General features: G+C 74.3%; 9 protein-coding genes and 1 pseudogene. 4 read left to right on the top strand and 6 right to left on the bottom strand.

The features are described from left to right. Positions 1-54 precede the first annotated feature (54 nt). A pseudogene (locus tag AB0J86_RS30850) lies at positions 55-492 on the bottom strand (hypothetical protein); the annotation flags it as partial. 159 nt (positions 493-651) lie between these two features. Then, positions 652-1,527 carry an LD-carboxypeptidase gene (locus AB0J86_RS30855; RefSeq protein ID WP_363861178.1) on the bottom strand — a complete coding sequence of 292 codons (876 nt, stop codon included), beginning with the start codon at positions 1,525-1,527 and terminating at the stop codon, positions 652-654. A 178-nt stretch (positions 1,528-1,705) separates the two neighbouring features. On the opposite strand from AB0J86_RS30855, the gene AB0J86_RS30860 reads away from it, so the two are divergent. Genes AB0J86_RS30860 through AB0J86_RS30870 form a run of 3 tightly spaced genes read left to right on the top strand, consistent with a single transcriptional unit; the run spans position 1,706 to position 7,450 of the window. Continuing rightward, positions 1,706-2,473: a type 1 glutamine amidotransferase gene (locus AB0J86_RS30860; protein ID WP_363861169.1), complete on the top strand. Its 768-nt coding sequence runs from the start codon at positions 1,706-1,708 to the stop codon at positions 2,471-2,473. 8 nt (positions 2,474-2,481) lie between these two features. Then, positions 2,482-5,682: a bifunctional [glutamine synthetase] adenylyltransferase/[glutamine synthetase]-adenylyl-L-tyrosine phosphorylase gene (locus AB0J86_RS30865; protein WP_363861170.1), complete on the top strand. Its 3,201-nt coding sequence runs from the start codon at positions 2,482-2,484 to the stop codon at positions 5,680-5,682. Further along, on the top strand, positions 5,675-7,450 hold the full coding sequence (locus AB0J86_RS30870; RefSeq protein WP_363861171.1) for a hypothetical protein: 1,776 nt from the start codon (positions 5,675-5,677) through the stop codon (positions 7,448-7,450). The genes AB0J86_RS30865 and AB0J86_RS30870 overlap by 8 nt, the downstream gene beginning before the upstream one ends. A 125-nt stretch (positions 7,451-7,575) precedes the next feature. Here the strand turns inward: AB0J86_RS30870 and glnA are convergent, their stop codons facing one another. After that, complete coding sequence (glnA, locus tag AB0J86_RS30875) at positions 7,576-9,000, bottom strand: type I glutamate--ammonia ligase (protein ID WP_363861172.1); 1,425 nt, start codon at positions 8,998-9,000, stop codon at positions 7,576-7,578. 449 nt (positions 9,001-9,449) lie between these two features. Here glnA and AB0J86_RS30880 point away from each other — a divergent pair, with 449 nt between their 5' ends. After that, on the top strand, positions 9,450-9,800 hold the full coding sequence (locus tag AB0J86_RS30880) for an RDD family protein (protein WP_363861179.1): 351 nt from the start codon (positions 9,450-9,452) through the stop codon (positions 9,798-9,800). A gap of 307 nt (positions 9,801-10,107) precedes the next feature. Here the strand turns inward: AB0J86_RS30880 and AB0J86_RS30885 are convergent, their stop codons facing one another. The 3 genes from AB0J86_RS30885 to AB0J86_RS30895 are packed head-to-tail and all read right to left on the bottom strand — an operon-like array spanning position 10,108 to position 13,829. Further along, the gene (locus tag AB0J86_RS30885) at positions 10,108-10,797 is read right to left on the bottom strand and encodes a DUF4191 domain-containing protein (RefSeq protein WP_363861173.1); all 690 of its coding nucleotides are present in this window, start codon (positions 10,795-10,797) and stop codon (positions 10,108-10,110) included. Between the two features lie 58 nt (positions 10,798-10,855). Continuing rightward, a complete protein-coding gene (locus tag AB0J86_RS30890; RefSeq protein WP_363861174.1) occupies positions 10,856-12,349 on the bottom strand; it encodes a hypothetical protein in 1,494 nt (497 codons plus the stop codon). A gap of 4 nt (positions 12,350-12,353) precedes the next feature. After that, the gene (locus AB0J86_RS30895) at positions 12,354-13,829 is read right to left on the bottom strand and encodes an NAD(P)/FAD-dependent oxidoreductase (RefSeq protein WP_363861175.1); all 1,476 of its coding nucleotides are present in this window, start codon (positions 13,827-13,829) and stop codon (positions 12,354-12,356) included. Positions 13,830-14,163: the final 334 nt, after the last annotated feature.

The raw sequence follows: 14,163 nt of genomic DNA on the forward strand, positions 1-14,163 counted from the left end.
CTGGTCGGACCCGCCGGACTGGCCCTGCGGCCCGCCGGTACGGTGCTGCCACTGGCCACCCCACCAGCCCCGACCGGGGAGCACGCCGGCGTCGATCGCCTTGGTGACGGCGTCCGCCTCGGCCTGGGTGAGCTTGCCGTCCTTGACGGCCTGGTCGAGGCGCTGCTTGAGCTGGGCGGTGCGGTCGGTCTTCGTGCCGGCGTCGGGCTTGTGGTCGGCCCGGTGCTGGTCGCGCAGCTGCTGGAGGGCGGCGGTGACCTTGTCCTGGCTCACGCCGAGTTCCTTGGCGAGCGCGGCGGCGAAGCCCTCGCCCCGCTGGCCCTGCGCGGTCGACGGGGAGGCGGTCGACCGGGCCGCCGGGCTGCTCGATCCGGACGGCGCCGGAGAGCCGTCGGAGGCGAACGCCATCGCCGGCGCCGCGATCCCCAGGCCGAGTACCCCGGCCGCCGCCAGGCCGGCCAACGTGGTCTTGCGTGAAATCGGGCGGTGCATCGGATCTCCAGGTTCCTCGTGGTGCGGATGAAGGCCCGATGCTGCCGGACGAGCCTGTGCCGAAGCGCCGGTTCAGCTGGGACGATGCTGAGAATCTTGGACAAATGGGCCGGATTGGCGCCGCCGTCGCACCGCTTGTCCGATGCCGCGCCTGAACCGTTACTGAACGGCCGGGCTGACGGTCAGCGTGCCGGCGGCCGTGTCCAGCGTCGCCGGTACCCCCACCGGGACGGTGAGCTGGCCGGTGCCGTGCCCGATCGGCAGGCCGCCGAGGACCGGTACGCCCAGGTCGCCGAGGCGGTCGGTGAGCACGTCGGCGACGCTGACCGGCCACTCGTCGGCGCAGTTGGTGAACTGGCCCACCGCCACTCCGGCGAGCTTCGCGAGCGCCCCCGAGCGGCGCAGCTGCGTGAGCATCCGGTCGACCCGGTACGGCGCCTCCGCCACGTCCTCGACCAGCAGGATCGCGCCGGTCAGGTCGGGCATGTCCGGGGTGCCGAGGGAGGAGACGATCAGGCAGAGGTTGCCGCCGATCAACGGGCCGGTGGCGGTACCGGGCACCAGCACGTCGGCCGTCTCCTCGGTCTCCACCCGCGCCACCGTCACCGGCTCGGTGGTGGTCAGCGCCGCGTGCAGCGCCTCCGCCGAGCGCAGCGGCGTACGGTCGTCGAGCCAGGCCATCCCCGGGCCGTGCACGGTGGCGAGCCGGGCGCCCCGCCAGAGCGCCAGTTGCAGGGCGGTGATGTCGGAGAAACCGGCCACCACCTTCGGGTCGCGCCGTACCGCCGCCATGTCGATCGCGTCGACCATCCGCTGCGCGCCGTACCCGCCCCGGGTGCAGAGCACGCCGCGGATCTCCGGATCGGCGAAGGCCCGGTTGACGTCCTCCGCCCGGGTCGCGTCGTCGCCGGCGAGGTAGCCCTGCCGCTCGTACACGTGCGGCGCGAGGACCGGTCGCAGCCCCCAGCCGGTGAGCAGCTCCACGCCGCGGGCCACCCGCTCGGGGCGGGTCGGTCCGGAGGGCGACACCAGCATCACCGCGTCGCCGGGGCGCAGGGCGGGCGGGCGTACGGCCGGATCCAGGGTCACACGGGCCTCCTCGCTCGTCGCGGACCACGCCCGGAATCGCGCGGACCGCGCGCGGACCCGTCGCGGATCACGCGCGAACGGAGCCTATCGGGGCGACCGGACGGCACCGACTAGCCTCGACACCGTGGCAACCGCGCTGGTGATCGAGAATGACCCGACGGACGACGCGCGCCGGTTGGGGGAGTGGCTGACCGAGGCCGGACTGGAACTGCGGGTCCTGCGCCCGTACGCGGGCGAGGCCCTGCCGGAGGAGCTGGACGGCTTCGCGGCGTTCGTCGTGCTCGGCGGCGAGCAGCAGGCGTACCCGGGGCCGGACGGCACCCCGGGAGCGCCCTGGTTCCCCGCCCTGGAGGCGTTGCTGCGCAAGGCGGTACGCCGTCGGGTGCCGACCCTCGGGGTCTGCCTCGGCGCGCAGCTGCTCGCCACCGCGCACGCCGGTACGGTCGAGCGCAGCACCGCCGGCCCGGAGGTCGGTCCCGGGCTGGTCGGCAAGCGGGACGCGGCCGACGGCGACCCGCTGTTCAAGTGGGTCCCGCTGATGCCCGACGTCTTCCAGTGGCACTCCGACGAGATCACCGAGCTGCCGCACGGCGCGGTACTGCTGGCCGCCTCCACCCGCTACCCGAACCAGGCGTTCCGGATGGGGGACCGGGCCTGGGGGCTGCAGTTCCACATCGAGTGCGACACCGAAATGATCGCCGCCTGGGCGGCCGACTCGGCGCTCCTGGCCGAGCTGGGCTACGACCCCGAGCGGGTGGTCGCCGCCTGCGCGGCGGTGATGCCCGACGTCGAGGAGGTCTGGCAGCCGTTCGCGGTGCGCTTCGCCGCGCTCGCCCAGGGGCAGCTGGAGGGGGCCGCGCCGCGCCGCGACCTGCCGCTGCTCGGCCACTAGGGGACCGGATGACCAGACCGACGAGCGCCCGCGGCCGGCTCGCCCGGTACGGCTTCGGGGTGGCCGACGGCGACGGCGGGGCCCGGGCGGCCGACCTGCTCGGTCCCGACGGGCTCGGCCTCTGGGATCCGGCCCGACAGGAGCCGGCCGGCGACGCCGCCGAGCTGCTCAAGGCCCTGTCCCGGGCCGCCGACCCGGACCTGGCGCTGCGCCAGCTGCACCGCGTCGTCGAGGCCGAAGGGCGCACCGGGGCGACCGAGCACGGGGCCACCGGGGCGACCGGGCGCGGAGCCACCGGGGCGGCGGGCTCCCCAGGACCACCCGCGAGCGGCATCGGCGCGACGGCGGACGGCCCCGGGGCGGCGGGCTCGCCGCTGCTGGCCGCGCTGCGTACCGATCCGGGGCTGCGCCGCCGGCTGATCGCCGTACTCGGGGCCTCCTCCGCGCTCGGCGACCACCTGGTGGCCAACCCGGGGCACTGGCGGGCGCTGGCGACCACGGACGGGCGGGCGCCGCTGGCCGACGGGACGCTCGAACCGGAGCCCGGACCGGACGCGGCGCCGGCGGCCGGCGAGCCGATGTCGATCCCCGCGCTGCGGCAGGCGTACCGGCTCGCCCTGCTGCGCGTCGCGGCGGCCGACCTGACCGGCGGACAGGGCCTGGAGCAGACGATGGCGGCGCTCTCCGCGCTGGCCGACGCCACCCTGGCCGCCGCGTACCGGATCGCCGTCGCCGAGCTGCCCGCCGGTACGCCGCCACCGCGGCTGGCCGTGGTGGCGATGGGCAAGTGCGGGGGCGTGGAACTCAACTACGTCTCCGACGTCGACGTGATCTTCGTGGCGGCCGCCGACGAGGACCTGACCGCCGGCACCGCGGTCGCCACCCGGCTGATCCACATCTGCGGGCTGGTCGCCTGGCCGGTGGATGCCGCGCTGCGCCCCGAGGGCAACCGCGGCCCGCTGGTGCGTACCCTCGCCAGCCACCTCGCCTACTACCGCCGCTGGGCCCGCACCTGGGAGTTCCAGGCGCTGCTCAAGGCCCGGCCGGCGGCCGGGGACACCGCGCTGGCCGAGGAGTGGATCGGCCAGCTCGCGCCGCTGCTGTGGCGGGCCGCCGAGCGCCCGGAGGCCGTCGACGACATCCGGGCCATGCGGCGCAAGATCCTCGACAACATCCCGCCGCGCGAGCTGGAACGCGAGATCAAGCGCGGGCCGGGCGGGCTGCGCGACATCGAGTTCGCCGTCCAGGTGCTCCAGCTGGTGCACGGCCGGATCGACGAGTCGCTGCGCGAACCCGGCACCATCCCGGCGCTGCGGGCGCTCGTCGCCGGCGGCTACGTCGGCCGCGCCGACGGCGAGGCGCTGCTGCGCGGCTACCGCTTCCTGCGCGCCGTCGAGCACCGGCTGCAGTTGCAGGGGCTGCGCCGCACGCACACCGTACCGACCGACCCGGCCGCGCTGCGCTGGCTGGCGCACGCGCTCGGCTACACCGCCACCCCGGCCCAGGACGCGGTCGAGGCGTTCCGCGCCGAGTGGGTCGCCCACGCCACCGAGGTACGCCGGCTGCACGCCAAGCTGCTCTACCGCCCGCTGCTGGAGGCGGTGGCCCGGGTACCGGCGGACGGGCTGCGGATGACTCCCGAGGCGGCCCGGCACCGGCTGGAGATCCTCGGCTTCGCCGACCCGTCCGGGGCGCTGCGGCACCTGGAGGCGCTCACCGGCGGGGTGACCCGTACCGCCGCGATCCAGCGCACGCTGCTGCCCGTACTGCTGCAGGAGTTCGCCGACGCGCCCGAGCCCGACCGCGGCCTGCTGAACTACCGCCGCGTCTCGGACAAGCTCGGCGGCACCCCCTGGTACCTGCGGTTGCTGCGCGACGAGGGTCCGGTGGCCCGGCGGCTCGCCCGCGAGCTGGCGCTCTCCCGCTACGTGGCCGACCTGCTCGCCCGCGACCCGGAGGCGCTGCGGCTGCTCGCCCAGGACGCCGAGCTGACCCCGCGCTCCGCCGAGGTGCTCTGCGAGGGGTTCGCGGCGGCGGCCAACCGGCACCTGGCCGGCGGCGGGGCCAGCCCGACGGACCCGGCCGAGGCGATCCGCGCCGTACGGGCGCTGCGCCGGCGCGAACTGTTCCGGCTGGCCTGCGCCGACGTGCTGCGCCACGCCGGATCGCTGGCCCCGGTCGGGCCGGGGACGGGCGGCGCCGCCACCGGGCTGGGCGCCGCGAACCCGACCGCCGGAACCGCCGCCGCCGCGACGCTGGACATCGACGTCCTCGGCGCGGCGCTCTCGGCGGTCACCGACGCGACCCTCGCCGCCGCGCTCCAGGCCGCCCGGGCGACCCACCCCGGCCCGCCGGGGCTGCGCTTCGCGGTCATCGGCATGGGCCGGCTCGGCGGGTACGAGATGAACTACCTCTCCGACGCCGACGTGCTCTTCGTCTACGAGCCCCCGAGCGGAGTGGCCGAGGACGCCGCCAGCGCCGCGGCGCACGCCATCGCCGAGGAGCTGCGCCGGCTGCTCGGCATGCCGGCGCCCGACCCGCCGCTCGGCGTCGACGCCGACCTGCGGCCGGAGGGGCGGCAGGGTCCGCTGGTGCGCAGCCTCGCCGCGTACGCGCAGTACTACGCCCGCTGGTCCCGGGTCTGGGAGGCGCAGGCGCTGCTGCGGGCCCGGTTCGTCTGCGGCGACGCCGAGCTGGGGCGCGCCTTCGAGGAGATCGCCAACCCGGTGCGCTACCCGCGGCGGGGGCTGACCCGCGAGCAGGTGGTCGAGATCCGGCGGATCAAGGCGCGGGTGGAGACCGAGCGGCTGCCCCGGGGCGCCGACCCGGCCACCCACACCAAGCTCGGCCGGGGCGGGCTGGCCGACGTCGAGTGGGCGGTACAGCTCGTGCAGCTGCGCCACGGCGGGCACGTGCCGGCGCTGCGCAGCACCCGTACGCTCGACGCGCTCGCCGCCGCCCGCGACGCCGGGCTGATCGAGGCGGCGGACGCGGCGGCGATGGCGGCGGGCTGGCGGCTGGCCGCCCAGGTACGCAACGCGCTGATGCTGGTCCGGGGCCGGGCCGGGGACCAGCTGCCCCGACACGGAGTCGAGCTGGCCGGGGTGGTCCGGCTGCTCGGCGGGCACGACCCGGGTGAGTTCCTCGACGAGTACCTGCGCACCGCGCGGCGCTCCCGCGCGGCCGTGGAGCGGGTACTCGATGCCTGACCGGGCCGGCGCGGTCCCGGTCCCCGACGCGGCCCGCACGGCACGCGGCGGGGCGGCGCCGGCCGCGACCCCGCCGGCCGGAACCGGTCGGGCGGCGATCCGGCCCGCCCGGGTCACCCTGACGGCCGGCCTGCTGGCGCTCGGCTGCGCGGCGGCGTTCCTGGCCGCCCCGCCGCTCGGTACCGACCTCTCGGCCCAGGTCGCCCGCGCCTCGTTCTTCCACCGGCACGGCGCCGCCCCGGTCGACTTCGGCTGGTACGGCGGCGTCTCGCCGTACGGCTACAGCCCGCTCACCCCGCCGCTGATGAGCTGGCTGGGGCCCGGCACCCTCGGCCCCCGGATCGCCGGTGCGCTGGCGCTGCTCGTCGCCGCCGTCGCGTTCGCGCTGCTGCTGGTCCGTACCGCCGCCCGCCGGCCGCTGCCGGCCGCGCTGCTCGGCGCGGTCTGTATCGCCGGCAACCTGGTCTCCGGCCGGGTCACCTACGCGATCGGGGTGGCGTTCGGGCTGCTCGCCCTGCTCGCGCTCACGCTGGCCCGGCGCGGGCCGCGGCTCGCGACAGCGCTGCCGGCGGCGGTGCTCGCCGGGGCCGCCAGCCCGGTCGCCGGGCTCTTCGCCGGGTTGGCCGGCGCGGCGCTGGTGCTCGGGGCTGTATCGAGGTCACCGGCCGGGCGGCGGTCCGGGCAGGGACGGGCGGTCGACGGGCTGCTGCTGGCGCTCGCCGCCGCGGTGCCGGTGGCCGGGCTGGGATTCGGCTTCGGTGCGGGCGGCTGGATGAACATCAGCCTGCTCGACGCGGCCCGCGCCGGGACCGCCAGCCTCGCCGTCGCGCTGCTGGTGCCGCTGCGGCCGGTACGGGCCGGCGCGCTCCTCGCGACGCTGGGCGTGGCGGCGGCCTGCGCGGTACACACCCCGGTCGGGCTGAACGCGACCCGGCTGGCCGCGATGTTCACGCTCCCGGTGCTGGTCGGGTACGCGCCGCCGCCGGCCGTCCTGGCCCGCCGGCTCGGCCGTTCCGGCGGGGCGTGGGCGCTCGCGGCGCTGCTGGCGGTGCTCGCGGTCTGGCAGCCGCCGGTCTCGGTCGCCGACCTGCGCGCCGCCGGGGACCCGACCGCCGCCCGGGGCTACTTCCGGCCGCTCCTGGACGAACTGCGCCGCCGCGGGCCCGCCCGGGTCGAGGTGGTGCCGACCGCGAACTACTGGGAGGCGGCGTACGTGCCCGAGGCCGCCCCGCTGGCCCGGGGCTGGCTGCGCCAGGCCGACCAGGCGTACCACCGGCTCTTCCTGGACGGCAGCGTCGACGCCGACTCGTACGCCGCCTGGCTGCGCGACAACGGCGTCGGGTACGTGGCGCTGGCCGGAGCGAAACCGTCCTGGGTGGGCCGGCGCGAGGCGGAGCTGGTCCGGGCCGGCCTGCCGTACCTGACCCCGGTGTGGCGGGGCGGGGACTGGACCCTCTACGCCGTCGCGGAGCCGACGTCGATCGTGGCCGGCGCCGAACTGGTGGCGGCGGACGCGGCGGGCGTCACCTTCGACGCGCCGGCGGGCGCGGGCGAGGTCCTGGTGCGGGTGCGCTGGTCGCGCTGGCTGCGCCTGACCGGGCCGACCGGTCCGGTCGGCCCGGTCGGGGTGGCCGGCTCGCGGGCGGTGGTCCGGCCCGGCTGCCTGGCGCCGCAGGGGGAGTGGACCACCGTACGGGTGTCGCAGCCGGGCCGGTACGTGCTCAGCGGGAGCCTGACGGCGGCGGGTCCGTTCTGTCCGGACCGCTGAGCCGGCCGGTGGTCGGCCCCCCGACCGGCCGGCCGCCCTCGGCCCCCGCGTCGGCGCCGGTGGCGAAGCCGAACGGGCCGGCCCGCGCGCTGCGGACCGGCCCGGTGGTGCTGCTGAGTCGAGGCTCAGACGTCGTAGTACATCGCGAACTCGTGCGGGGTCGGCCGCAGGCGGACCGGGTCGACCTCGTTGGTCCGCTTCCAGTCGATCCAGGTCGAGATCAGGTCCGGCGTGAAGACGCCGCCCTCCAGCAGGAAGTCGTGGTCGGCCTCCAGCGAGTCCAGCACCTCGGGGAGCGAGCCCGGCACCTGCTTGACCGAACCCCACTCCTCCGGCGGGAGGTCGTAGAGGTCCTTGTCGATCGGCTCCGGCGGCTCGATCTTGCTCTTGATGCCGTCGAGGCCGGCCATCAGCATCGCCGAGAAGGCGAGGTAGACGTTCGCCGAGGGGTCCGGCACCCGGAACTCGACCCGCTTGGCCTTCGCGTTGCTGCCGGTCACCGGGATGCGGGTGCAGGCGGAGCGGTTGCGCTGCGAGTAGACCAGGTTCACCGGCGCCTCGAAGCCCGGCACCAGGCGGCGGTACGAGTTGACCGTCGGGTTGGTGAAGGCGAGCAGCGACGGCGCGTGGTGCAGTAGGCCGCCGATGTACCAGCGCGCGGTGTCCGACAGGCCCGCGTAGCCGGTCTCGTCGTAGAAGAGCGGCTCGCCGTTCAGCCAGAGGCTCTGGTGGGTGTGCATGCCCGAGCCGTTGTCGCCGAAGAGCGGCTTGGGCATGAAGGTCGCGGTCTTGCCGTTGGCCCAGGCCGTGTTCTTCACGATGTACTTGAAGAGCTGCAACTGGTCGCCGGCGTGCAGCAGGGTCGAGAACTTGTAGTTGATCTCAGCCTGGCCGGCGGTGCCGACCTCGTGGTGCGCGCGCTCCACGGTGAAGCCGGTGTCGACCAGCCGACGGACGATCGCGTCCCGCAGGTCGGCGTAGTGGTCCACCGGCGGTACCGGGAAGTAGCCGCCCTTGTAGGCGGTCTTGTAGCCCCGGTTGCCGCCCTCCTCCTCGCGACCGGTGTTCCACCAGCCCTCGATGGAGTCGATGTAGTAGTAGGACTGGTTCGCCGAGGTCTCGTGCCGGATGGAGTCGAAGATGTAGAACTCCGCCTCCGGGCCGAAGTAGGCCGTGTCCGCGATGCCGCTGGCCGCGAGGTACGACTCCGCCTTCTTGGCGACGTTGCGCGGGTCGCGCGAGTACGCCTCCCGGGTGAACGGGTCGTGGATGAAGAAGTTGAGGGCCAGGGTCTTCTGCGCCCGGAAGGGGTCGATGAAGGCGGTGGCCACGTCGGGCAGGAGCAGCATGTCCGACTCGTGGATCGCCTGGAAGCCACGGATCGACGATCCGTCGAAGGCGAGGCCGTCGGTGAAAACGCTCTCGTCGAAGGACTCGACCGGCAGGTTGAAGTGCTGCATCACGCCGGGCAGGTCACAGAAGCGTACATCGACGAACTTTACGTCCTCATTCTTGAGGTATCGCAGGAGTTCCTCGGGATTGGCGAACACACGTCCTCCTGGCGCGTCCACGGGGTGGCTGGGCTTCTGGCGACGCTATGGCCATGCGGTTGCCCGAGCATGTCTCTTCTGTTTCTGCCGTGTTACGTCACTAGCGGAGCGTCAGCACCGCGGGATGGGGTCGCCGTCGCGTCTCCTACCCTCGGACCATACCCCGTGCGCGTGCTTAATGCCGGTTGTCGGAATTCGCCTCTTCTGCGCGGCGGGGCGGCTCTCCGGCCCGGACCAGGCGCGGGGACCAGGCTCGGCGCCGGCCGGCGATCCGGCCCGCCGCGCCACGCGTCCCGTCCGGGCCCGCCGGGCGCGGCGCACGCCACCGCCGGACCGGCCGCCGTACGTCCGTCCGGCCGGCGCGGCTAACCTAACTCCCCGTGACAGATCGAAACGACGACGTCGCGGCGCCACCCGCGCCCGCCCAGTCGCCCGTCGAGCCGCCGAGCCTGGCCCGGCGATTCGGCGCCCTCGTCGTCGACTGGGTGCTCTGCCTGCTGGTCGCCAACTTCTTCGGCGATCCAGTCCGGGACGGCTGGCCGCCCGTACTGGTGCTGATCCTGGAGTACGGCCTCTTCATCGGGCTGTTCGCGCAGACCCCGGGCATGTGGATCACCCGGCTGCGCTGCGTCTCGTACGCCGACGGGGGCCGTATCGGCGTCGCCCGGGCGCTGCTGCGCGGCCTCCTGCTCGCCCTGCTGGTACCCCCGCTGGTCATGGACGGCCAGCGCCGGGGCCTGCACGACCGCGCCGTCGGCTCGATCGTGATCCCCGCCGACAACAAGCCCCGCCAGCCGTAACACCCGCTACCGCCCGAGAAACCGGTCCACGCCTCTTCTCCACATCAAAATCGTTGTGGCCACACCGCATTAGATGTGGAGAAGAAGCGGGGAATGCCTTTCCGCCCGCTCCGACCGAACAGGCCCGGCCCGCGCCGCGCCCCTCAGCGAGTGTGCGTAGCGGCGCCGGCGGTGTCTGAACTGACGCGTCGCGGCGATCGACCACCCACCGAAACCGCCGCGGAGGGGAAGACACCGCCTCTGGGGCGCCGCGAAGCGCGCGAGCGCGGAGACGCAGCCGCGAAGCGCGCGAGCGCGGCAGCTCAGACTACCGGCCGCGCATCTGGCGGAAGGCGCCCTTGGGCGGGCGCATGTTCTTCGGGATCGCGCCCTTGGGCATCTGCGGCCGGGCCGAGAGGGCCTTGAGGCGCTTGTCCAGCGCGTTGACCTCCGGGCCCTTGAGCCGGCCGGGCAGGCGGACCAGCGTGGTGCGCAGCTTGCGGATCGGCAGCTCGTCCTCGCCCTGGCCGACCACGTAGTCGTAGAGCGGGGCGGTGCCGATCACCTTGGCGAGCCGTCGCTTCTCCTGTCCGAGCAGGCTGCGTACCCGCTGGGGGTTCCCCTCGCCGAGGAGGATCACGCCGGGGCGGCCGACGACCAGGTGCACCATGTCCATCTGGGTGGTGGCGCTGACGGCCGGGGTGACCCGCCAGTCGCCGCGCATGTTCTCCAGAAGCGAGGCGGCGGCGCCCGGCTGTCCCTCGGCCGCGTTCATCATGGCCCGGTTCGACCGCAGGTTCAGCACGACGAGCAGCGCGAGCAGGGCGACCAGGATGCCGATCGGGAACCATTGCCAGCCCCAGACCAGCGCCGCGAGCACGGCGAGCGCGAGCGGGACCAGCACCGCCACGATGGCAAGTGGTACGAACCACCTGTCCTGTTTGGCGGTGAACGAGAAGACCATCCCGATCTGCTTCAGCCGCTGGCCGAACGACACCTTCTCCTGGGGCTTTGCCATGGCACGGAGTCTAGTGGGCCCGATCGGTCCGGTTGTCCCCCGGCCGCCCGCCGTACCCTCAGACCCGGCTCGGCGGCCCCACGGCGGCGGCGACCGGCTCGCTCGGCCCGGTCCCGCCCGAGCCCGCCGGTACGGGTCGGTCGTCGTCGCGCCGCCCGTACTGTCGTACGACGCGGAAGCGGCGCCAGGCCAGCGCGGCCCCGACCACCGCCAGCGGCATCGACGGCAGCCCGTAGCGCGGGTCGATCGCCGAGGTGGCGATCGAGGCGACGATCATGCCGAAGGCCAGACCGGTCCAGGCCAGCGGGTCCAGGTGCTCCCGCCAGGGCGACGACCTGGGCCGGTAGCAGGCCAGCGCGAGCGCCAGCAGGAAGCAGAGCGCCGCCAGCGCGGCACCGGGCACGGTGGCCAGGCCGGAGTAGCGGTGCAGCGGCCCCGTCAGCGGGTTCCGGTCGCGCTCCGAGACCAGGCCGGCGTACCGCTTCGTCGCCGGATCGGCCGGCGCCAGGTACGGCTGGCAGCCCTGCGGCGCGGCGGCCGGGAAGGTCCACATGTCGGCGACGCACCGCGCCTTCTCGCCCGGGTACGGTCCGGGCCGGATCAGCGTCCAGGTGTCCCTGGCGACGGTGGTGGCGTAGTCGCCGGGCTGGGCCAGCACCGCCTTGCGGGCGAATCGCGCGAAGAGTTCGTCGTACTCGGGCCGCTTCTGCTCGGGCGTCAGCCAGCTCCAGAGGTACGTGTCGGGCGGCCAGCGGTACTCGATCGGGTGCGGCGGGCAGAGCTGCCGCTCCTGCGGGGTGAACCCGGCCCGCTCGCAGTTCACGAAGCTGGTGGTACGGGCCCAGAGGAAGCGCGAGCCGAAGGTGCCGAAGGAGTACTGCCCGTGGACGTGGTGGTACCAGAAGACGTAGCCGCCGAGGACGGTACCGACGACGGCGACGAAGACCCCGGTCCGGCGCCAGCTCACCCGCCGCAGCAGCAGGTAGAGCAGCGGTACCGCCAGCGCCACCAGCCCGATCGTGCGGGTCACGGCGGCCCAGGAGAAGACGCCGGCCGCCACCAGCGTGCCGAGCCAACCGGGCGTCCGGTTCCAGGCCAGCGCCACCATCCCGATCGTCAGCAGCGCGGTGAAGAGCGTCTCGGCGAGCAGGAAGTGCTCCAGCACGACGGTGCGGGCGTCGAAGACCAGCGGCGCGACGGCGAGCGCCGAGATCAGCCGGGAGACGTCGCGGCGGCGCAGGAGGGCGTACGCCGCGACCGCGACGGCGAGCCCCATCAGGTGCTGGACGGCGGTGATCAGGGCGACCGAGTGGAACGCCAGGAAGAGGTCCAGGAAGAGGCTGTAGCCGTACGGCCGGATGGTCCCGGGTTCCATCCGGTAGGCGAGCACCAGGTAGCTCTGGCTGTCGCCCTGATACCAGAAGGCCGGCCGGTAGGCGAGCATCACGAGCGCGCGCAGCACGAGCCCGCCGAGCAGCAGCAGCACCAGTGCCCAGTGCTGCCGCAGCAGCCGGCGCGCGTCCCCGGCCAGCCGGTCCAGCCGACCGGTCATCCGATCACCGGGGCGCCTTCTTCGGCAGTACCGGCGCGGCCCGGCCGCTGCCGTGCTCCCCGGGGCGCTTCTCCTCGTGGTACTCCTCCTCGACGTTGACCTGCCACACGTCGTGGGTGGTCCCGTCGAGGATGTTCTCGGCGGTGAGCATCGCGGTCAGCATCGAGTGGTCCTGGTTGTTGTAGCGGTGCATGCCGTTGCGCCCGACCGGGTAGACGTTCGGCACCGCCTCGGCCAGCCAGCCGCGGATGGTCTCCACGGCCTGCTCGTAGCCCTCGTCGTAGACCGGGTACGCCTTCGGCATCCGGACCACGTACCCGGCGCTGACCGCGCCCGGCTCGACCAGGTTGAGCCGCTCCAGCTCCTCCGTGGCGAGCGCGACCAGGTCGTCGTCGCCGCTCTCCCAGAGCTCGTCGCCCTCGAAGACGAAGTACTCCAGCCCGAGGCAGGTGTGACCGTCCTGCACGAGGTACGGCGACCAGGAGCCGAAGTTCTGGATCCGGCCGACCCGCACGCCGGGGGTGTGGATGTAGATCCAGTTGTCGGGGAAGCCGGCCTCCTGCGGTACGACCAGCGCGACGGTGAGGAAGTCGCGGTAGTTGAGCGCGTCGGCCGCGGCGCGTACGTGTTCGGGCGCCGGCGGGTCCATGGCGTGGATCAACTGCTTCAGCGGCATGGTGGAGACCACGTGGTCGGCCTCGACCCGGCGCTCGCCCTCGCTGTCGCCGACGGTCACCGCCACCGCGCCGCTGTCGTCGCGGTGCACCCGGGTGACCCAGGTGCTGGTGGTGACGACCCCGCCCGCCTTCGCCACGTGCTCGGCGCAGCGCTCCCACATCATGCCGGGGCCGTACTTCGGGTACTGGAACTCCTCGATCAGGCTGGTGATGTCCTTCTGGTTGCGCTTCGGCATGAGCGCGTTGATCACCGCGTTGGCGAGCGAGAGGTTCTTGATCCGTTGGGCGGCCCAGGCCGCCTGCAACTCGGTGGCGGGGATGCCCCAGAGCTTCTCGGTGTAGGTCTTGAAGAAGATCGAGTAGAGCCGCTTGCCGAAGCGCGCCGAGACCCAGCCCTCGAAGTGGCTCTGGTCCTTCGGCGGCCTGACCTGGGCCCACAGGTACGACCCGACGCAGCGTACGGCCTCGACGACGCCCAGGTTGCCCAGCGCGTTGCCGGCCTTCAGGGGGTAGTCGAAGAGCTTCTCGCGGTAGTGGATGCGGCTCATCCGGGGGCGGAGCAGGAAGTCCTCGTCGGGCAGGATCTCGTGCCACAGCGCCTCGACCTGCGGGACCTTGGTGAAGAAGCGGTGTCCGCCGATGTCGAACCGCCAACCGTCCCGCTCCACCGTACGGCTGATCCCGCCCACCACGTCGTCGGCCTCGAAGACCTGTACGGAGGCGTTGCGCTTGGTCAGTTCGTACGCGGCGGTGAGTCCGGCCGGACCCGCGCCAATGATCACCGTGTGCGGCGCTGTCGTCATATTTATATTCATCACCTTCGACGTGCTGTCCGCAAGCACGAACCCCGGACGGGCTGCCGGGCCCGGAAAAATCGCCGGAGGTGGGCGGCGGCGCTGGCGTGCGGATGTGAGGACAGGAGGACGGGAAGAGGACGCGCGGAATCTAGCACGACCGGTCCGATCCGGCCGGCGGGCCGCAGCGGCACGCGTGTCGACGCCCCGCCCCCGGGGGACGCCCTCGACACACGGCCGGGGGGGGGGGGGGCCCCGCCGGGGGCGGGGGGGGGGGCCGGGCCGCGGCGGGGGGGGGGGGGGGGGGCGGCGGGGGGGGCGGGCCGGGCGGGGGCGCCGCGGG

Origin of the sequence: Micromonospora sp. NPDC049559 (assembly GCF_040676675.1) — a bacterium.
GTDB lineage: Bacteria > Actinomycetota > Actinomycetes > Mycobacteriales > Micromonosporaceae > JBFAPK01.